Origin of the sequence: Pantoea sp. B65 (assembly GCF_047308185.1) — a bacterium.
Classification (GTDB): Bacteria; Pseudomonadota; Gammaproteobacteria; order Enterobacterales; family Enterobacteriaceae; genus Erwinia.
Window position 1 is genome coordinate 246,785 of record NZ_JAHXPU010000044.1, and the last position, 17,607, is coordinate 264,391.

Below are 17,607 nucleotides of genomic sequence, written 5' to 3' on the forward strand. Positions count from 1 at the left end.
GGGCCTGACCCGGGGGCGTCATAATCATTAAATCAGTTTCGCCCAGGCTTCGACCCAGGGGGTCGTCACCGTTTCCGGTTCCGCATCTTCCGTCGCATCGACAGTCAGCAATTCACCAATGCGTGTCGCTCCCTGCTCCTGCAGCAGCTGGTCAAAATGTTTCCCCGCACCACAGAAATTTTCGTAGCTGCTGTCACCCAGCGCAATCACGCCGTATTGCAGTTGCGGCTGGTGACCGAGTTGATCCTTAATCGCATGGAACAGGGCGGCAATGCTATCCGGGAAATCGCCCTGGCCGGTGGTGGAGGTGATAATCAGCGCCACCTGATCACTATACTGCCGCCAGTCATCCAGGCTGGCTTCTTCAAAAATTGTCACCTGATGCCCGGCCTGCTGCAGCACCGGCTCGGCCTCTTCCGCCACCAGCAGAGCATTACCGTAAACGGTGCCGACAAAAATACCCACCTGCGCCATAAGTTATCTCCTTAAATTGATGCACTATCCTGACCTGCCGCTGCGACAAACTCAACCCTGGGAACATCAGGGAGACAATGCTGCCAGCCAAACTGCAGCATCATTTTTTGCCACACCTCATCGAGACCGGCACGGATCACCAGCGCTTCACCGGTGACCGGATGGGTCAGGGCGAGGCTGCTGGCATGTAGCATCAGGCGCTGACAGCCAAAATATTGCGCCGCGCCACGGTTCTGTTTCAGATCGCCATGGGCGCTGTCACCGATAATCGGGTGGCGCAAATGGGACATATGACGACGCAGTTGATGTTTACGCCCGGTGTGGGGTTGCAGTTCAACCAGCGTATAACGCGCGCAGTCATAGCGACCAATGGCAAACGGCATCTCTACCTGTGCGACAGAACGATAATCGGTAAGCGCCGCCTTCGGGCCATTGTCGCCGCTGGCAAATTTATCGGCAATTTTATCCAGCTCTTCGGTTAGCGGATAATCAAGCCGCGCCTCACCGTCAAGCCAGCCGCGCAGCACGGCATGGTAGGTTTTCTGCAGCTGATGCTGTTCGAACTGTTGCGACAACAGCCGCCCCACCTCACTCGACAGCCCCATCAGCAGCACGCCAGAGGTCGGGCGATCGAGACGATGCGCAGTAAACACATGCTGACCAATCTGATCACGCACCGTCTGCATTACCACGACTTTCTCTTTGCGATCGAGCCAGCTACGATGCACCAACCAGCCTGCGGGTTTATTTACCGCCACCAGGTACTGATCCTGATAAATAATCTCCAGCATCAGTTGGCGCTATCCGCAAAAAGATCATCTAACGATTGCAGCTGGCTAAGCAGCAGTACCCGTCCGCAGACATTCGCTTCCAGCGCTACTTCATAATAAGGCGCGACGGCAAAATTTTTCGGTAACGGGGCATTACTGTCGAGTAGCGCCAGCATCCGCGGCAGCAGTACCCACTGCAACCACTCCAGCGGCAGCATGGTATCAACGCAGAAAGGCTCGGTACTGTTAAACGCCGCAGTGTCTGGCGCACTGCCCTGCCATAGTCCGTTGTCCTGCATCACCTGTGCCACGGCCAGCAAACGCTGGCGCAGCTGTTGTTCACGGCTCATCGGCGACCTCTTATCAAAATGGGCGGCAAGAATACCATTCTGGCTGTTGTAAATCATCGGCAGCAAGCGTTCTGTGCGTAGCAGCGGCATTTTTGCCGCCGGCAAAAAAAAAGGGAGCACTGTTAAAACAGTGCTCCCGGTTCGTTTGCAGCGCTCCAGCTACTTTAGTGCTCCCTGCTCATCCCTGAAAACTTGTCCTGTGCATCATCCTGACGCCCTAAGCCATCCCGGCTTCTGTCTCCTCTGGCATCCTGGCCCACCACATCATCCTGTCGTGGCTCTCATTCTCCTTCCTGGAGGTGTCCATATCTCAATCCGGAGATATCCTTGCTTCATCCTGAAGCCTTCCGTACATCGTCCTGATGTGTATTCCGCTTCATCCTGAAGTGACATCATCCTGACGCCATCCAATCCACAGCTTCCGTTCTGATGTGGTGCATTCTGCCAGATGCTGATAAGCAAACAAGGTAGTAATAGTATTTATGGATACGTCTTACACAGCATAAAATAGCCTTTTCCCCCTAACCTCATGATTTACAATATTTTCACATTTGAGACGGGAAATAATGAGATGGATTTTCTGGTGATCTCTTACATCCCTTGTAAGAGATATCTCACATAAAAATAGGGTGATATCGCAAAGGCTTTATCTAACAGCTTGTATTACCGTAAGAAACTCAGCCAGCGATGGCGCCAGCATTTCACGTTTTTTGGTACCCAGTTGTTCGAGAATCACTTCGCCAGTTAAATTACACAGTGAAATTACCTCTAATTCTGAGGCAGTGGTCGCAATAAATAGCGTCGGGGAGTGCTTCAGGCGTCGCTTCATCACCAGATGACCAATAAGATTCTCCTGTACCCGGACAAAATCCGCTTCGCTCCATACCTGCACCAGGCTTAATTCACGCCCGGCGAATTGCGCGGTCATATCACCGGCAAATTGCGTGGTGTAAAAATCGACCGCGGCGGGCTGAATACGCAAATCGAGCGCGCGTTCCACCGCATCGAGGTTTCTGGCGAGGCTAAAGGGTTGCGGCTGCCAGTAAATCACCCCGGCGACCGTTTCCGCCACGCAGGGAGAGGCTACGCCATACAGCGCTTCGCTGGCGGGCAGATGACCGCACTGTTGCTGCCAGAGCGCACAATACCGGGCGGTGAAGTCTTGCAACGCTTGCGTGGTCTGTTCCATCTTTAATTTTCTCACTGTTGGCTGGCTAAGTTACACTTACACTCCATTGCAGCGGCGAAAATGATACCGTTTCAGCGGATTCGACAGTTAAGCCTGCGGAGCGGGCAATTAAGGTAACAGTATGTCTATAAACGATCAGCATCAGGCTTTACATGGCCTGACCTTAGGTAAACCGACAGAATATCATGATAACTACGATGCCAGTTTATTGCAGGCCGTTCCGCGTAGTATGAACCGCGAACCGCTGGGACTCTATCCGCACAGCCTGCCTTTCAACGGTGCCGATATCTGGACCCTGTATGAACTGTCGTGGCTCAACAGCAAAGGCGTACCGCAGGTAGCCGTCGGCGAAGTGGTACTGAATGCCAACAGCCTGAATCTGATAGAATCGAAGAGCTTTAAACTCTACCTGAACAGTTTTAACCAGACGCCGTTCGCCGACTGGGGAGAAGTGCGTCAGACCCTTGAGCGCGATCTGCAAGTCTGCGCGCAGGGCGATGTCAGCGTGGCGCTGTTCCGTCTGCAGGAAATCGAAGGCCAGCCGATGGGTCATTTTAGCGGTACCTGCATTGATGAGCAGGACATTACTATTGATAACTACCAGTTCAATGCCGGTTATCTGGCCAACGCCACCACGCCGGAAGTGGTGGAAGAGACGCTGGTCAGTCATCTGCTGAAATCAAACTGTCTGATCACCAATCAGCCTGACTGGGGTTCCGTGCAGATCCGCTATCGTGGGCCGCGTATCGATCGTGAGGCGCTACTGCGCTATCTGGTCTCCTTCCGCCATCATAACGAATTTCATGAGCAGTGCGTGGAGCGTATTTTCAATGATATCCAGCGCTTCTGCCAGCCACAGACGCTATCGGTATATGCGCGCTATACCCGCCGTGGCGGGCTGGATATCAACCCATGGCGCACCAACACTGACTTTTCACCGTCACATTCGCGGCTGGTTCGTCAGTAATTGCGAGATATCTCGCAGGCTGCGCAGCCGGTTAAGGAATCAGTTGTGAAAGCGTGGCAGACAACGCTAATCTGGGCATCGGTGCTAATGGCAGAAAAGCAGCAACCACAGGAACCTCGGGAGCCATTAATGGCTCCCCTACAATGTTTCAGATACGCCGACGTAGGGAGGGTATTTATCCCGCCCGTTTCACGTAGGGGCAGCCTTTATGCCGCCCGTCTGATGTAAAGGAGTTCACTTGATTACACATATTAGCCCTCTTGGCTCGATGGATTTGCTCTCGCAACTGGAAGTCGACATGCTGAAGCGCACAGCCAGTAGTGACCTCTATCAGTTGTTCCGCAATTGCTCACTCGCCGTGCTTAACTCCGGAAGTCAAACCGATAGTAGCCATGAGCTGCTCTCCCGTTTTGAAAGCTTTGATATCAACGTACTGCGCCGCGAACGCGGGGTAAAACTGGAGTTGATCAACCCGCCGGAAGAGGCGTTTGTCGATGGCCGCATTATCCGCTCGCTTCAGGCCAACCTGTTTGCGGTACTGCGCGATATTTTATTTGTCAGCGGACAGATAACCCATGCTGAACGCTTCCAGCATCTGAACCAGGAAGACTCCATCCATATCACTAACCTGGTGTTCTCGATCCTGCGCAACGCGCGCGCCCTGCATATCGGTGAAGAGCCGAATACGGTAGTCTGCTGGGGCGGTCACTCGATTAACGCCACGGAATATCAGTATTGCCGCAGCGTCGGCGCCCAACTTGGCCTGCGCGAACTGAATATCTGTACCGGCTGTGGTCCGGGGGTAATGGAAGCGCCGATGAAAGGCGCAGCGGTTGGCCATGCGCAGCAGCGCTACAAAGAGGGTCGCTTTATCGGTCTGACCGAGCCATCCATCATCGCCGCTGAACCGCCTAACCCGCTGGTCAATGAACTGATTATCATGCCGGATATTGAGAAACGTCTCGAAGCCTTTGTGCGTGTGGCCCATGGCATCGTTATTTTCCCGGGTGGCGTCGGTACGGCTGAAGAGTTCCTTTATCTGCTGGGTATTCTGATGAATCCGCAAAACCATGACCAGGTGCTGCCGCTGATTCTTACCGGGCCGAAAGAGAGCGCCGACTACTTCCGCGTGCTGGACGAGTTTATCGTTAATACCGTCGGGGAAGAGGCGCGGCGTTACTACACCATCATTATTGATGATGCCGCTGAAGTGGCGCGTCAGATGAAAAAAGCCATGCCACGGGTAAAAGAGTACCGCCGGGAAACGGGCGATGCCTACAGTTTTAACTGGTCGATTCGTATCGCGCCGGAGCTGCAGGTTCCTTTTATCCCGACCCATGAAAATATGGCTAACCTTAATCTCTACCCTAATCAGCCGCCGGAGCAACTGGCTGCGGCACTGCGTCGGGCGTTTTCCGGTATCGTTGCCGGCAATGTGAAAGAGATGGGCATTCGCGAGATCCAGGAGAAGGGCCGCTACAAACTGCATGGTGATCCGCAAATGATGCACCGCATGGACGATTTACTACAGGGATTTGTCGCTCAGCATCGTATGAAGCTGCCGGGTACCGCTTATATCCCCTGTTATGAAATCATTAAGTAACCTGCTACAGAGCGGCATCAGTGCCGCTCTGCCTTTGAGCTTATGACTAATCATCTGTTAATTGTTGATGCACTGAACCTGATCCGTCGCATTCATGCCGTGCAGGGTTCACCCTGCCAGCAGACCTGTATTCAGGCGCTGCAGCAGCTGTTGCTGCATACGCGTCCGACACATGTGGTGGCGGTATTCGACGACGACGAACGCCGTGACGGCTGGCGGCATCAGTTGCTGCCCGATTACAAAGCCGGGCGTCCACCGATGCCGGACAATCTGCAGGCGGAAATGCCGCTGTTGCGCGCGGCCTTTGCCGCCGCAGGCGTCAGCTGCTGGACCTCGCCCGGTGACGAGGCGGATGACCTCGCGGCGACGCTGGCGGTTAAAGTGGCTTCCGGCGGTCATCAGGCAACCATTGTCTCGACCGATAAAGGCTACTGTCAGCTCTTAGCGCCGTCGATTTTTATTCGTGACTACTTTCAAAAGCGCTGGCTGGATATGCCATTTATCGCCAAAGAGTTTGGTGTGACGCCACAGCAACTTACCGATTACTGGGGACTGGCAGGTATCAGCAGCAGTAAAATCCCCGGCGTTACCGGTATTGGCCCCAAGAGCGCCAGCCAGCTACTGCTGGAGTTCGGTTCACTGGCGGCAATTTATCAGCAACTGGCGGCAGTGCCAGAAAAGTGGCGCAAAAAGCTGGAACAGCAGCGTGAAATGGCCTTTATCTGCCAGCAGGTGGCCACGTTGAAAACGGATTTAACGCTGGATGGCAATCTGAAAGAACTCCGCTATCAGGCATAACCTCGACAGTGACTGCCCGGTAAGCGAAAGTAAACCGGGCAGACAATAATATTCATTTAATATCTTAAAATATTAATTCATTTAATTTAAATTACAGGGTAATAATTAATTACCCCCTATATTTAATTTTGCTACAGTTATTTCATTGGCGGCATTTTTTGTATATTATCTGATTAACATCACACTTTTCCAATAATAAAAAACTCAGACCCTGCTCATAAAATACAGACAAAGCATATCAAGGATGACACAACTGACCAGCAGTACAAGGTCAGGTAAAAGGATAATAATTTGAATGCATACAAAAATTACTTTATTTCCGCCATCCTGCTGGCGCCTGCGCTGATCTGGCTGTTAATTCTACCGACTAAAATACACGGAATACACCGTATCACTGCAGACTCCGCCGTGGTTGTGGTCAACAACTTTCCTGCCAGCGACGCTGAACGCATACAATGGTGGCGTAAGCATCAGTTAATGCTGCAGCAAAAAAGTGGCATACCGGCGACGACGGGGGACTACACATGGTTTATTTACGAGTCGGACTATACGTCAGATTTCACCGCTGACAACCACAATGAATTACTCTGCTTTTCAGATATGAAAAACCAGAGCAATTGCATTCGCAAAGACCATCCGGTGCTGCGGGTCAGGAGTGCTAATAGCGGTTGTGTGGTATTCACCATGGATTATAACCGCATCGACTCCAGAGAGTATCGCCAGCCCGCCGGCAGTAATGAGCTTTATCAGGTGTATTAAATCGGCCGGAAATAAACCAGGATAGCATCTGCTACCCTGGTTATCGTAGTTAATAGCGTTCGTCGCGTCGCCCCGGGACGGCGCTCCAGATACGACGAATATGCACCGTCACCTCTTCACGATCGTGATATAACTGGCGCGCATTAATCTGCGCATTAATGCCATTTTCCTTCAGCTTCTGCTGGATCATCGCCAGATTCTGCGAAACCTCTTCATAGCGCTTTTTCATCGGCAGCTTAAGGTTGAAAATTGCTTCACGGCACCAGCCGTTTATCAGCCATTCCGCCATCAAATTGGCAACGCGCACCGGCTTTTCCACCATATCGCACACCACCCAATAGATATTGGTGCGCACAGGACGATATTTAAAGCCATCTTCACGATGATGGGTTACCTGGCCGGTGTCCATCAGGCTCGGAGCCATCGGACCGTTATCAATCGCCTCTACCATCATGCTGCGTTGTACCAGCTGATAAGTCCAGCCACCGGGACAGGCGCCAAGATCGACCGCGTACATCCCGCTGGCCAGACGCTCATCCCACTCATCGGCAGGGATAAAGACGTGAAACGCTTCTTCCAGTTTCAGCGTAGAGCGGCTTGGTGCATCCGACGGGAACTTCAGGCGCGGAATACCCATAAAGAATGTCGAGTTATTATCCGCATAGGAGTAGCCAACATAACAGCAACCCGGGGCAATAAAAAATACATGCACCACCGGACGCTTTGGCGTCTCATAATTCAGCAGGATATTTTCACTGCGCAAACGGGCGCGCAACGGCACGGTAAACTTACGACAGAACTTCAGCAGTTCTTTGCTTTCGTTGGTATCCGGTACTTCGACACGCAGATCGCCGGCTTTCTCGATCGCCCCGGTCAGCATTCCAACCACCGGCGTAATACGATCTTCCGGCGGCAGATCGCGCAGCAGTTCTCCCACCACGATCATCTGACGGGCAAAGATCAGCTCACTGAACGGCAGTTCACGAATCAGCTTGTCGGCGTCTTCACGCTGATAGCACTCAAACAGCACGTAGCCGGAGTCTTCCTTAACGCGCGCAAAGCCAAATACTTCGCGCTGGGTCGCTTTAGCGGTAATTTCAGCCGCACACTCTTTCTCAAAGCCCTGGCGACAATACAACAACACTTTATTCATGGCGATCTGCCCTTTTCTTCAGACGCAGTGCGCCTGTTAACATCAATGCCCAGCCGATAAGGAAACAGAAGCCGCCAACCGGTGTAACCCAGACCCACATTTTCAAATGCGACAGCGCCAGACAATAGAGGCTGCCACTAAACAATACGGTGCCAAGCGCCAGAAACGCGCTGCTCCAGTAAAACCAGATATTGGCACGGCGCAGCATCGCTGCCGCCAGACCAAGGATTGCCAGTGTATGGTACGCCTGATAATCCAGACCGGTATGGATCCACGCCATCTCTTGCGGGCCCAGTGACTGGCTTAATACATGGGCACCAAATGCCCCAAACATCACGAAGACAAATCCACTGATCGCAGAAAAAATCAACATTGCACGACTGGACATCAGGCATTCCTCGAAACAATTGATGCGCCGGATATATCCCTGCAGAGGAGCCTCCGGAACAGCGCAGGCGGGCCGTTAATCGCTGCCGCCATCCGGTATTCCCCGGCGGATAAACACCAGGTATCGTCATTATTAGTGATCGTAGCGAAAGCGAAACTTCTCCTGTTCGCTCGCGGCTTTTGCCAGGATCCACTGGCGAAAGGCGGCTATTTTACCCAGTTCTGCCTGACTGTCATGACAAACCAGATAAAAAGCGTTTTTACTGACTAAAACATCATTGAACGGACAAACCAGACGCCCTGCCTCCAGCTCGGTTTGCGCCATCACATTATTAGCCAGCGCCACCCCCTGGCCATGGATCGCCGCCTGTAGCACCATGGCACTGTGGCTAAAGATCGGTCCCTGTTGCACATTAATATGTTGCAGGCCCAACTGACGGGTATAGGACTGCCAGTCACGACGCGACGCGTCATGCAGCAGCGTGACCTTTTCCAGATCGGCAGGGACTTTTAGCGGGTTATCGCCGGTAAGCAGCAGCGGTGAGCAAACCGGCAGCAGATATTCGGCGTATAGCTTCTCTACCCGCAGACCAGGCCAATTGCCGCGACCATAGAAAATCGCCACATCCACATCATCGGCCAGCTTCTCCTCATCGCGATCCACCGCCTGGATACGCACATCAATCCCCGGATAAGCGGTATTAAAACTGGAAAGACGTGGAACCAGCCACTGGATAGCAAAACTGGGCAGCAAACTGACAGTCAGCGCCCCCTTGGCGCTGCGCGCCTGCAGCTTACGCGTAGCGTCATTGATCGCTGAGAAAATTTCTTTGATATCCAGGTAGTAACTTTGCCCCTCTTCGCTCAGCAACAGCGAACGATTGCGGCGGCGGAACAGCTTAAGCCCAAGAAAATCCTCTAATGATTTTATCTGGTGACTCACCGCAGCCTGGGTCACAAACAGTTCTTCAGCCGCTTTAGTAAAGCTGAGATGCCGCGCCGCTGCATCAAAAACGCGCAGCGCATTAAGGGGAGGAAGACGTTTTGACATGGTTTCCGCAATGTTTTCTGTAACAACCGGGCGTAACTCGGCAATGCATATTGACACAGAGAGTTACGTATTAGATTTTTTTATCCGAGACATTATAAATTGTCCGTTGAGGAAGCTCCAGCAAATACCTATAGTTGCCGCACTTCCAGAGCCGGAACGAAAAGTTTTTCAGAATTTGTGCGAGAAATCGCGGAATTTTGCGGGGCTTTTGGCTTGTGGTCGTGATGTTGTGTTTGCAATTGATCTGACACTTTGCGGATCCGGTAGCCTGGCTACCCTTTTCATTCCTGTAGATTTATCCTGTCTGTCCATAGTGATATTACATAGCACCGCAATTGCGGTGCTTTTTTTTAGCCGAATGTTACTACTGGTTCATCTCAACCATCTCTTTCACGTCAGAACGATTGATCTGCTGCTTGTTGCCATTCGCATCTTTGTAGCTGATCATACCGGTATCTGTGTCAACCACAGGTTTGCCTTCGGCAACAATGGTGCGGCCGTCATTGGTGTGCATCACGTAATTGCTGGAACAGGCTGCCAGGGTAAAGGTCATGACACATGCGGCCAGTACTGCGGTGAATTTTTTCATTTTGTATCTCCTTGCAGATATGTTGCGATAAACCACCCGCCTGAGCCAGAAGATTAAGCAGTATCTTCGGAAAGTCGCAGCATCTTATGCGGGTAATAGTCTAAAGCGTGCAATAATTAGCATAACGCACTTTCCCGGCTTTGCCAGTTTAACGCCCTGAATTCAGTTATATCCGAATCTGTGAATTAGCGAGATCACCACGAGAACAGTATGAAGTCTTTTAATCCGGCGCAGTTTCGCCAGCAGTTTCCTGCACTTAGCGATGCGGGTATCTATCTTGATAGTGCTGCCACCGCCCTTAAACCACAGACGGTGATCGAAGCCACGCGCCAGTTCTACAGTCTCAGCGCCGGCACGGTACATCGCAGCCAGTTTGCTGAGGCGCGCCAGCTTACCGGGCGCTATGAAAATGCCCGCAACCAGGTTGCCGAACTGCTGAATGCTGCTTCGCCACAGGCCATTGTCTGGACGCGCGGCACCACCGACGCCATCAATCTGGTCGCGCAAAGCTATCTGCGCCCCCGACTCGCGGCGGGTGATGAGATCATTGTCAGTGTCGCCGAGCATCATGCGAATCTGGTTCCGTGGCTGATGCTGGCGCAGCAAACCGGTGCGCGAGTGATTGAGTGGCCGCTGGATGAAAATCGTCTGCCGGATGTGGAATACCTGCCTGAGTTACTGAATTCACGTACCCGCCTGCTGGCGCTGGGTCAGATGTCGAATGTCACCGGCGGCTGCCCGGATATCGCGCGCGCAATTAAACTGGCCCATGCCGCTGGCGCCGCGGTGATGATCGATGGCGCACAGGGTGTGGTGCATCATCCGCCGGATGTCCAGGCGCTGGATATCGATTTCTACGCTTTTTCGGCACATAAGCTCTACGGCCCGATGGGTATTGGCGCGCTGTACGCGAAGCCAGCGTTACTGGCGGAGATGGCGCCATTACAGGGTGGCGGCAAGATGCTGACCGACGTGTCATTTGCCGGTTTTACGCCGCAACCGGCACCCTGGTGTTTCGAAGCCGGCACGCCAAATGTTGCCGGCGTGATCGGCCTGAGCGCCGCGCTGGAGTGGCTGACGGAGATCGATATTAGCGCCGCCGAACAGTGGAGTTGTGGCCTGGCCAGCCTGGCTGAAGAGCGTCTGGCCGAACTGGCTGGTTTTCGCAGCTATCGCAGCAGTCGCTCCAGCGTGCTGTCATTTGATATCGTCGGGGTTCATCACAGCGATCTGGTGACGTTACTGGCCGAAAGCGGCATTGCGCTGCGCGCCGGACAGCACTGCGCTCAACCGCTGATGGCAGCGCTCGGCGTCAGTGGTACCGTGCGTGCGTCATTTGCCCCTTATAATAGCCTACAGGATGTCGCGGCGCTGATCGCCGCCGTGCATACCGCAATTAACTTACTGGCAGATTAATCATGACTTCAGTCGCGCTGGCGCCACATCCGTTTGGCAATGTCATTACCGTGGCAAACCTGCAGGAGAAATTTTCCGCCTTTCATCAATGGGAAGATCGCTATCGTCAGTTGATCTTGCTGGGTAAACAGCTGCCGCCGCTGCCGGAAGAACTGAAAAACCGACAAATTGAGTTAAGTGGCTGTGAAAATCGCGTCTGGCTTGGCCATCAACAGCTGGCAGATGGCACCCTGCACTTCTATGGCGACAGTGAAGGCCGGATTGTGCGCGGATTACTGGCGGTACTGTTGACCGCAATTGAAGGACAAACCGCCGCTGCGCTGCGGACGCAGGATCCGCTGACACTATTCGATCAGCTTGGCCTGCGCCAACAGTTAAGCAGCTCACGCAGCAGCGGGCTGCAGGCGCTGGCGGAGGCTGTCAGCCGCGCGGTAGCTTAACCCTGCTGGCGCGCAGCCTTCGCCATCATCTTTTTCAGCACATGGGAAACGGCAACAAAACCAAAGGTTGCCGTCACCATGGTCGCCGCGCCAAAACCGGCGGCACAATCCATTTTTTTCGGGCCTTCAGCAGTGCTGCGCGAGGCACATACCGTGCCGTCCGGCTGCGGGTACATCAGCGCTTCGGTTGAGAACACGCAGTCAATCCCCAGCTTACCTTTACTGTTTTTGACGATGCCAAAATCCTGCTTCAGCCGTTCACGCAGTTTGGCTGCCAGTGGATCCTGAATGGTTTTCGCCAGATCGGCTACCTGGATCTGCGTCGGATCGATCTGCCCGCCCGCGCCGCCGGTGGTCACCAGCGGAATTTTATTGCGACGACACCATGCCAGCAGCGCGGCTTTCGGGCGCACACTATCAATAGCATCAATTACATAGCTAAAACCGCCGCTCATCAGTTCAGCGGTATTCCCGGCGGTAATAAAATCATCGACGCAAATCACCCGGCACTCCGGGTTGATGGCCAAAATACGTTGCGCCATTACCTCGGTTTTCGCTTTGCCCACATTGTCGCGCAGGGCGTGCACCTGACGGTTGGTATTGGTGACACAGACATCATCCATATCAATCAGGGTAATGGTACCAATACCGGTGCGCGCCAGCGCCTCTGCCGCCCAGGAGCCGACACCACCAATACCAATGACACAGATATGCGCCCCGGCAAACAGCTGCAGCGCATCCTGACCATATAAACGTGCGGTGCCGCCAAAGCGCTGGCGCCAGGCGTCGGAAAGAGAAATCATGAATCTGCCCTGGTTAAAATCGATAAAACGGGATCGGCATGGTTATCAACACCGCCGGCCTTAATGCCGCCCGGCGGTTTGTCTGCGCGTTATCTTACTGGCTCATGCTTAGCATTGAACCATTATTAGTACTGTTCTGGTTGGCGCTAAACAGCGTGCCTGCGGCACCCGGCGCGCTACGCAATACCCAGACGCGTCCATAGTGGTTAAAAAAGCCCGCCATATGCCCGGCATCCGGCCCGATACCCTGATAGATATCAAAATGCTGGCCTTTAATCGCCCCGCCAACATCCAGCGCCACCATCACCCGCATCTCATACTTACCGGTAAATTTACCGTTATTATCGAGCAGCGGCACTTCTGCCAGCAATACGGTGCCGGGCGGGATCAATGAACGGTCAGCGGCCACCGAGGCTTTCGCTACCAGCGGTACCGCGCTGGCGCCGCGCACCGGCGCATAATTCTCTGGCTTAAAGAAGACAAACGACGGATTAGTTTCCAGCAGTTCGCGCACTTCAGCTGGACTATGTTCATCCGCCCATTTGCGGATCGCCTGCATCGACATGTCTTCACGTTTTACTTCGCCGCGATCGATCAATGTTTTACCGATACTGTGATAGCCATGGCCGTTCTTACCGCCATAGCCAAAGAACATCAGCGGCCGGCCATCGCCATAGTCGACGTAGCCACTGCCCTGTACATCCATTATAAAGTTGTCGATCAGTGAATTGCTGTAAGCCACCGCATAACGCTCATCAAGCGCACCGCTGTAGATCTCGGCACGGCTTGGCAATTTGCGTCCTTTACTGCGCGCGGGCATACGGTACAGCGGATACTGGAATTCACCCTGGCGGGTATAGCGCGCCTGAATCACCGGCGTGTAGTAACCGGTAAACTGGACGTTACCGTAGTTATCAACCCCCTCCATCTGGAAGGCATCAAGTCCGAACTGGCGCAACTGACGGGTATCACCGCCAGCGATCAGCCAGCCTTCAATGGCACTGTAGGTTCCGTTCTGGCGAGTGAACAACCCGGGAGAAGCCACTTTAACGGCGCCGACCTGATCGGCAAAATCCCTGCCATTGACCGGACGACCTTTGGCATTTGGCTGATTCACCAGCTCCAGCGGCTGATCCAGCTTACCATCTATATACTGTTGTCCCCGATCGGTTGGTTTAGATGAGCATCCCGCCAACAGCGCCAGTAACGCGCCTGCCATTACATACTTTGACCAACATCCTTTCATCGCTTTCTCTTATCTCGCCAGTAATCCAACACGAAGCCTAACAAAGGCCCAGGCAGATTTAAATGTATCACTAAAAAAAGGGTCGGAGCTATTGTGCAACAAATCAGCAGTTGGCGGGCAAATTCGACAACAGACGGTATTTAAATCATTTTTCTGCAAAAATGGGTTGCATCAAAACGCGCGGAGAGTATAGTGCGCTTCCACGGACGCGGGATGGAGCAGCCTGGTAGCTCGTCGGGCTCATAACCCGAAGGTCGTCGGTTCAAATCCGGCTCCCGCAACCAATTCGCATAACTGATTGCGAAACAAGAAGTAAATGTTAGAATACGGACGCGGGATGGAGCAGCCTGGTAGCTCGTCGGGCTCATAACCCGAAGGTCGTCGGTTCAAATCCGGCTCCCGCAACCAATTCGCAACAGCGATTGTGATAGTAGCAGTACCTGTCGTGACGGAAGCGACAGCAACACGGACGCGGGGTGGAGCAGCCTGGTAGCTCGTCGGGCTCATAACCCGAAGGTCGTCGGTTCAAATCCGGCCCCCGCAACCAATTTTAAAGCACCTGCAAGGGTGTTTTTTTGTTTCTGGCGTTCGCCAGATTTCCCGCGATGATCCTTTCTGCGTTGATCCCCGACACCGACGGCGTTAGTGCCGCCGTTATTGTTGTCGCTCTATTTGCTGGCGACCGCCGCCCCGGTGGCGAAATAAGCCTTAATCCCGGCCAGAATGGATTCAGCGACCTGGTGCTGAAAAGCGCTGGTACGTAACTTGCGCTCCTCCTCAAGATTACTGATAAACGCGGTTTCCACCAGAATCGACGGAATATCCGGTGCTTTTAACACCGCGAATCCGGCCTGATCGACCGTGCGCTTGTGCAAATGGTTTATCCGCCCCAACCGCGACAATACCTCCTTACCAAACTTCAAGCTGTCATTAATCGTCAGGCTCTGCACCATATCGAACATGGTGTGATCGAGATAGCGATCGCCACTGCGACTCACACCGCCAATCAAATCCGATTCATTCTGCGTTTGTGCCAGAAAACGCGCCGCTGTCGACGTCGCCCCTTTGGTGGAAAGGGCAAACACCGAGGAGCCGCGTGCAGCGCGGCTGGTAAAAGCATCAGCATGAATCGATACAAACAGATCGGCACGCTGCTTACGCGCTTTTGCCACCCGAACTTTTAACGGAATAAACACGTCTTCATTACGCGTCATATAGGCGCGCATATTGGGCTGCTTATCGATCATCGCCTTCAGACGCCGGGCGATCTTCAGCACAATATCTTTCTCCCGCGTCTTATTTTTCCCCACCGCACCGGAATCTTCGCCGCCGTGTCCCGGATCGAGCATAATCACTATTGGCCGATCGCGTCCGGCTTTACCCGGCAGCGGCGCTTCGCGCGGTTGCGATTGTTCCAGCGCCAGATCGCTCTGATTGTAATCTTCCAGCAATGCCAGCAAGGGATCATCCTCCACCGGGGCTTGCGCCGGATAGAGATCCAGCACCAGACGATCTTTGATGCCGGCAATCGGCGGCAGGGTAAAAATGCGCGCGGCGACGTTTTGTTTCAGCTCCAGCACCAGACGCACGGTATGCTGATCAAACTGTCCGACACGGGCGTTTTTAATAAAGGGATCATGGGCCGCTACCAGCGAACCCACCCCTTTCAGCACGTGATTCAGATGGATATTTTCGATATCGATCACCACCCGTTCAGGATCCCTTAAGGCAAACTGTTTATATTGAAGCGGAACGTTCGATTCGAGCGTTAAGCGCGAGTAGGTCGATGAGGGCCAGATACGCACCGCAACCACATGGCTGCTGGCGGCGATACCCGCCGGACTGACGCTAAGCAGCCAAACCGCGCCAGCGCTTTGTAACAATCGGCGTCGACTGAGGAGAGAGTTTGATTCGGTCATGCCGCTCCGGATTACTGTGACAGGTGCAAAAAACAGCCAAAAATAAAAATATGGCAAAAACTTTATCGAATCGATTAGTCGCTGTCACCCGGAAAAAGCGAATAAATGCAGAGAATTAGACTGCAGAATCTGACGTAACTGGTGATAAGTAAGGATAATTGCCTCTTGCATCAGAGGCGATAAAAGAATAAAAATACAAAAATTTCGAATAAACATGCAAAGAGGGTTTGCCGTGAAGGAACGTAGTACCGAACTGGTTCAGGGTTTTCGCCATACCGTTCCCTATATCAACGCGCACCGAGGTAAAACGTTTGTCATCATGCTCGGTGGCGAAGCGATCGAGCATGAAAACTTCTCCAGCATCGTCAATGATATCGGCCTGTTACATAGCCTGGGCATTCGCCTGGTGGTGGTGTACGGCGCGCGTCCACAAATTGACGCCAACCTGGCTGAGCATCAACTCGAGCCGATTTATCATAAGCATACCCGCGTTACCGATGCGCAGTCGTTAGAGCTGGTGAAACAGGCTGCCGGCCGTTTACAGCTGGATATCACCGCCCGTCTGTCGATGAGCCTGAATAATACGCCACTGCAGGGCGCGCATATCAATGTGGTGAGCGGCAACTTTATTATTGCTCAGCCGCTGGGCATTGATGATGGTATCGACTATTGCCATAGCGGACGCATCCGCCGGATTGATGAAGAGGCGATCCATCGTCAACTCGACAGCGGCGCCATCGTGCTGATGGGGCCGGTGGCGGTGTCAGTCACGGGTGAAAGCTTTAACCTCACATCGGAAGAGGTGGCCACCCAGCTGGCAATTAAATTAAAAGCGGAAAAGATGATTGGTTTCTGCTCAGAGCAGGGGGTCACCAATCAGGATGGCAATATTATCTCTGAGCTGTTCCCCAACGATGCCCAGGCACTGATTGAAGCCCAGGAAACCGAAGGCGATTATCTCTCCGGCACGGTACGCTTTCTGCGTGGCGCGGTAAAAGCCTGCCGTAGCGGCGTCCGTCGTTGCCACCTGATCAGTTATCAGGAAGATGGCACGCTGCTGCAGGAGCTCTTCTCCCGCGACGGCATCGGTACGCAAATTGTGATGGAGTCGGCTGAACAGATCCGTCGCGCCACTATCAACGATATCGGCGGTATTCTGGAACTGATCCGTCCGCTGGAGCAACAGGGTATTCTGGTGCGGCGCTCACGCGAGCAGCTGGAAATGGAGATCGACAAGTTCACCATTATCGAGCGCGATAATCTGACTATCGCCTGTGCCGCCCTCTATCCGTTCCCGGAAGAACAGATTGGTGAAATGGCCTGTGTGGCGGTGCACCCTGATTATCGCAGCTCTTCGCGCGGTGAGGCCTTATTACAGCGTGTTGCGCTGCAGGCGCGCCAGATGGGGCTGAAAAAGTTATTTGTGCTGACCACCCGCAGTATTCACTGGTTCCAGGAACGAGGCTTTACGCCGGTGGATATTGAACTGCTGCCGGAAAGTAAAAAACAGATGTATAACTATCAGCGTCGATCGAAAGTGCTGATGGCGGACCTGCGTTAGTCACGACAGTCACCGCCCGGTTATCTCCGCGATGATTAGCGCGGAGATAACTTGTATGCCAGCCGCTATCGCGTTTCTTCCCCGCCGCCGCTGAAAATATTTACATAGCTATCTGATCTTTCGCGAAAAATA

At 53.4% G+C, this 17,607-nt stretch carries 18 protein-coding genes and 3 tRNA genes; 10 read left to right on the forward strand and 11 right to left on the reverse strand.

Annotated features, from left to right (window positions below):
* Positions 1-27 precede the first annotated feature (27 nt).
* From JWF83_RS23700 to syd, 4 genes are all read right to left on the reverse strand, one after another.
* Complete coding sequence (locus JWF83_RS23700; RefSeq protein ID WP_413652959.1) at positions 28-474, reverse strand: flavodoxin; 447 nt, start codon at positions 472-474, stop codon at positions 28-30.
* A gap of 11 nt (positions 475-485) precedes the next feature.
* Positions 486-1,265 (reverse strand): tRNA pseudouridine(65) synthase TruC, encoded by a 780-nt coding sequence (gene truC / locus JWF83_RS23705; protein WP_413652960.1) that lies wholly within the window; start codon positions 1,263-1,265, stop codon positions 486-488.
* The gene (locus JWF83_RS23710) at positions 1,265-1,594 is read right to left on the reverse strand and encodes a YqcC family protein (protein ID WP_413653046.1); all 330 of its coding nucleotides are present in this window, start codon (positions 1,592-1,594) and stop codon (positions 1,265-1,267) included. Before JWF83_RS23710 ends, truC begins: the two co-directional genes overlap by 1 nt.
* Before the next feature lie 646 nt (positions 1,595-2,240).
* Positions 2,241-2,783, reverse strand: coding sequence for a SecY-interacting protein (syd, locus tag JWF83_RS23715; RefSeq protein ID WP_413652961.1), 543 nt, complete (start codon positions 2,781-2,783; stop codon positions 2,241-2,243).
* Positions 2,784-2,904: 121 nt separating this feature from the next.
* Here syd and queF point away from each other — a divergent pair, with 121 nt between their 5' ends.
* From queF to JWF83_RS23735, 4 genes are all read left to right on the forward strand, one after another.
* Positions 2,905-3,750 carry an NADPH-dependent 7-cyano-7-deazaguanine reductase QueF gene (queF, locus tag JWF83_RS23720; protein WP_413652962.1) on the forward strand — a complete coding sequence of 282 codons (846 nt, stop codon included), beginning with the start codon at positions 2,905-2,907 and terminating at the stop codon, positions 3,748-3,750.
* 238 nt (positions 3,751-3,988) lie between these two features.
* Positions 3,989-5,353, forward strand: a complete 1,365-nt coding sequence (gene ppnN / locus JWF83_RS23725) for a nucleotide 5'-monophosphate nucleosidase PpnN (RefSeq protein ID WP_413652963.1) — start codon at positions 3,989-3,991, stop codon at positions 5,351-5,353.
* Positions 5,354-5,395: 42 nt separating this feature from the next.
* Positions 5,396-6,151 (forward strand): flap endonuclease Xni, encoded by a 756-nt coding sequence (gene xni / locus JWF83_RS23730; RefSeq protein WP_413652964.1) that lies wholly within the window; start codon positions 5,396-5,398, stop codon positions 6,149-6,151.
* Positions 6,152-6,442: 291 nt separating this feature from the next.
* The gene (locus JWF83_RS23735; RefSeq protein WP_413652965.1) at positions 6,443-6,910 is read left to right on the forward strand and encodes a DUF943 family protein; all 468 of its coding nucleotides are present in this window, start codon (positions 6,443-6,445) and stop codon (positions 6,908-6,910) included.
* Between the two features lie 49 nt (positions 6,911-6,959).
* Here JWF83_RS23735 and rlmM read toward each other — a convergent pair whose 3' ends face one another.
* From rlmM to JWF83_RS23755, 4 genes are all read right to left on the reverse strand, one after another.
* Positions 6,960-8,063 (reverse strand): 23S rRNA (cytidine(2498)-2'-O)-methyltransferase RlmM, encoded by a 1,104-nt coding sequence (gene rlmM, locus JWF83_RS23740; RefSeq protein WP_413652966.1) that lies wholly within the window; start codon positions 8,061-8,063, stop codon positions 6,960-6,962.
* The gene (locus JWF83_RS23745) at positions 8,056-8,451 is read right to left on the reverse strand and encodes a DUF423 domain-containing protein (protein ID WP_413652967.1); all 396 of its coding nucleotides are present in this window, start codon (positions 8,449-8,451) and stop codon (positions 8,056-8,058) included. The genes rlmM and JWF83_RS23745 overlap by 8 nt, the downstream gene beginning before the upstream one ends.
* A 132-nt stretch (positions 8,452-8,583) precedes the next feature.
* Complete coding sequence (locus JWF83_RS23750; RefSeq protein ID WP_413652968.1) at positions 8,584-9,501, reverse strand: transcriptional regulator GcvA; 918 nt, start codon at positions 9,499-9,501, stop codon at positions 8,584-8,586.
* Positions 9,502-9,865: 364 nt separating this feature from the next.
* Positions 9,866-10,090, reverse strand: a complete 225-nt coding sequence (locus tag JWF83_RS23755; RefSeq protein ID WP_413652969.1) for a YgdI/YgdR family lipoprotein — start codon at positions 10,088-10,090, stop codon at positions 9,866-9,868.
* A 210-nt stretch (positions 10,091-10,300) separates the two neighbouring features.
* Between JWF83_RS23755 and csdA the strand changes: the two genes are divergently transcribed.
* The gene (gene csdA, locus JWF83_RS23760) at positions 10,301-11,506 is read left to right on the forward strand and encodes a cysteine desulfurase CsdA (protein WP_413652970.1); all 1,206 of its coding nucleotides are present in this window, start codon (positions 10,301-10,303) and stop codon (positions 11,504-11,506) included.
* Between the two features lie 2 nt (positions 11,507-11,508).
* A complete protein-coding gene (gene csdE / locus JWF83_RS23765) occupies positions 11,509-11,946 on the forward strand; it encodes a cysteine desulfurase sulfur acceptor subunit CsdE (RefSeq protein WP_413652971.1) in 438 nt (145 codons plus the stop codon).
* Here csdE and tcdA read toward each other — a convergent pair.
* Positions 11,943-12,749: a tRNA cyclic N6-threonylcarbamoyladenosine(37) synthase TcdA gene (tcdA, locus tag JWF83_RS23770; RefSeq protein ID WP_413652972.1), complete on the reverse strand. Its 807-nt coding sequence runs from the start codon at positions 12,747-12,749 to the stop codon at positions 11,943-11,945. The two genes, csdE and tcdA, sit on opposite strands and share 4 nt — an antisense overlap.
* A 94-nt stretch (positions 12,750-12,843) precedes the next feature.
* Positions 12,844-13,995 (reverse strand): murein transglycosylase A, encoded by a 1,152-nt coding sequence (mltA, locus tag JWF83_RS23775; RefSeq protein ID WP_413652973.1) that lies wholly within the window; start codon positions 13,993-13,995, stop codon positions 12,844-12,846.
* A 207-nt stretch (positions 13,996-14,202) separates the two neighbouring features.
* On the opposite strand from mltA, the gene JWF83_RS23780 reads away from it, so the two are divergent.
* The 3 genes from JWF83_RS23780 to JWF83_RS23790 all read left to right on the forward strand — a co-directional run bounded on the left by JWF83_RS23780 (position 14,203) and on the right by JWF83_RS23790 (position 14,542).
* Positions 14,203-14,279 (forward strand) — tRNA-Met (locus JWF83_RS23780).
* 47 nt (positions 14,280-14,326) lie between these two features.
* Positions 14,327-14,403: transfer RNA gene (locus JWF83_RS23785), tRNA-Met, on the forward strand.
* Positions 14,404-14,465: 62 nt separating this feature from the next.
* Positions 14,466-14,542 (forward strand) — tRNA-Met (locus JWF83_RS23790).
* A gap of 121 nt (positions 14,543-14,663) precedes the next feature.
* On the opposite strand, the gene amiC is transcribed toward JWF83_RS23790, so the two are convergent.
* Complete coding sequence (gene amiC / locus JWF83_RS23795) at positions 14,664-15,914, reverse strand: N-acetylmuramoyl-L-alanine amidase AmiC (RefSeq protein ID WP_413652974.1); 1,251 nt, start codon at positions 15,912-15,914, stop codon at positions 14,664-14,666.
* A 214-nt stretch (positions 15,915-16,128) separates the two neighbouring features.
* On the opposite strand from amiC, the gene argA reads away from it, so the two are divergent.
* Positions 16,129-17,475, forward strand: coding sequence for an amino-acid N-acetyltransferase (gene argA / locus JWF83_RS23800; protein ID WP_413652975.1), 1,347 nt, complete (start codon positions 16,129-16,131; stop codon positions 17,473-17,475).
* Positions 17,476-17,607: the final 132 nt, after the last annotated feature.

Coding starts and splice junctions, on each gene's coding strand:
- JWF83_RS23755 (WP_413652969.1), bottom strand. CDS start 10,090: ATGAAAAAATTCACCGCAGTACTGGCCGCATGTGTCATGACCTTTACC.
- JWF83_RS23710 (WP_413653046.1), bottom strand. CDS start 1,594: ATGAGCCGTGAACAACAGCTGCGCCAGCGTTTGCTGGCCGTGGCACAG.
- argA (WP_413652975.1), top strand. CDS start 16,129: ATGCAAAGAGGGTTTGCCGTGAAGGAACGTAGTACCGAACTGGTTCAG.
- amiC (WP_413652974.1), bottom strand. CDS start 15,914: ATGACCGAATCAAACTCTCTCCTCAGTCGACGCCGATTGTTACAAAGC.
- syd (WP_413652961.1), bottom strand. CDS start 2,783: ATGGAACAGACCACGCAAGCGTTGCAAGACTTCACCGCCCGGTATTGT.
- tcdA (WP_413652972.1), bottom strand. CDS start 12,749: ATGATTTCTCTTTCCGACGCCTGGCGCCAGCGCTTTGGCGGCACCGCA.
- JWF83_RS23700 (WP_413652959.1), bottom strand. CDS start 474: ATGGCGCAGGTGGGTATTTTTGTCGGCACCGTTTACGGTAATGCTCTG.
- csdE (WP_413652971.1), top strand. CDS start 11,509: ATGACTTCAGTCGCGCTGGCGCCACATCCGTTTGGCAATGTCATTACC.
- mltA (WP_413652973.1), bottom strand. CDS start 13,995: ATGAAAGGATGTTGGTCAAAGTATGTAATGGCAGGCGCGTTACTGGCG.
- JWF83_RS23750 (WP_413652968.1), bottom strand. CDS start 9,501: ATGTCAAAACGTCTTCCTCCCCTTAATGCGCTGCGCGTTTTTGATGCA.
- xni (WP_413652964.1), top strand. CDS start 5,396: ATGACTAATCATCTGTTAATTGTTGATGCACTGAACCTGATCCGTCGC.
- truC (WP_413652960.1), bottom strand. CDS start 1,265: ATGCTGGAGATTATTTATCAGGATCAGTACCTGGTGGCGGTAAATAAA.
- rlmM (WP_413652966.1), bottom strand. CDS start 8,063: ATGAATAAAGTGTTGTTGTATTGTCGCCAGGGCTTTGAGAAAGAGTGT.
- queF (WP_413652962.1), top strand. CDS start 2,905: ATGTCTATAAACGATCAGCATCAGGCTTTACATGGCCTGACCTTAGGT.
- JWF83_RS23745 (WP_413652967.1), bottom strand. CDS start 8,451: ATGTCCAGTCGTGCAATGTTGATTTTTTCTGCGATCAGTGGATTTGTC.
- csdA (WP_413652970.1), top strand. CDS start 10,301: ATGAAGTCTTTTAATCCGGCGCAGTTTCGCCAGCAGTTTCCTGCACTT.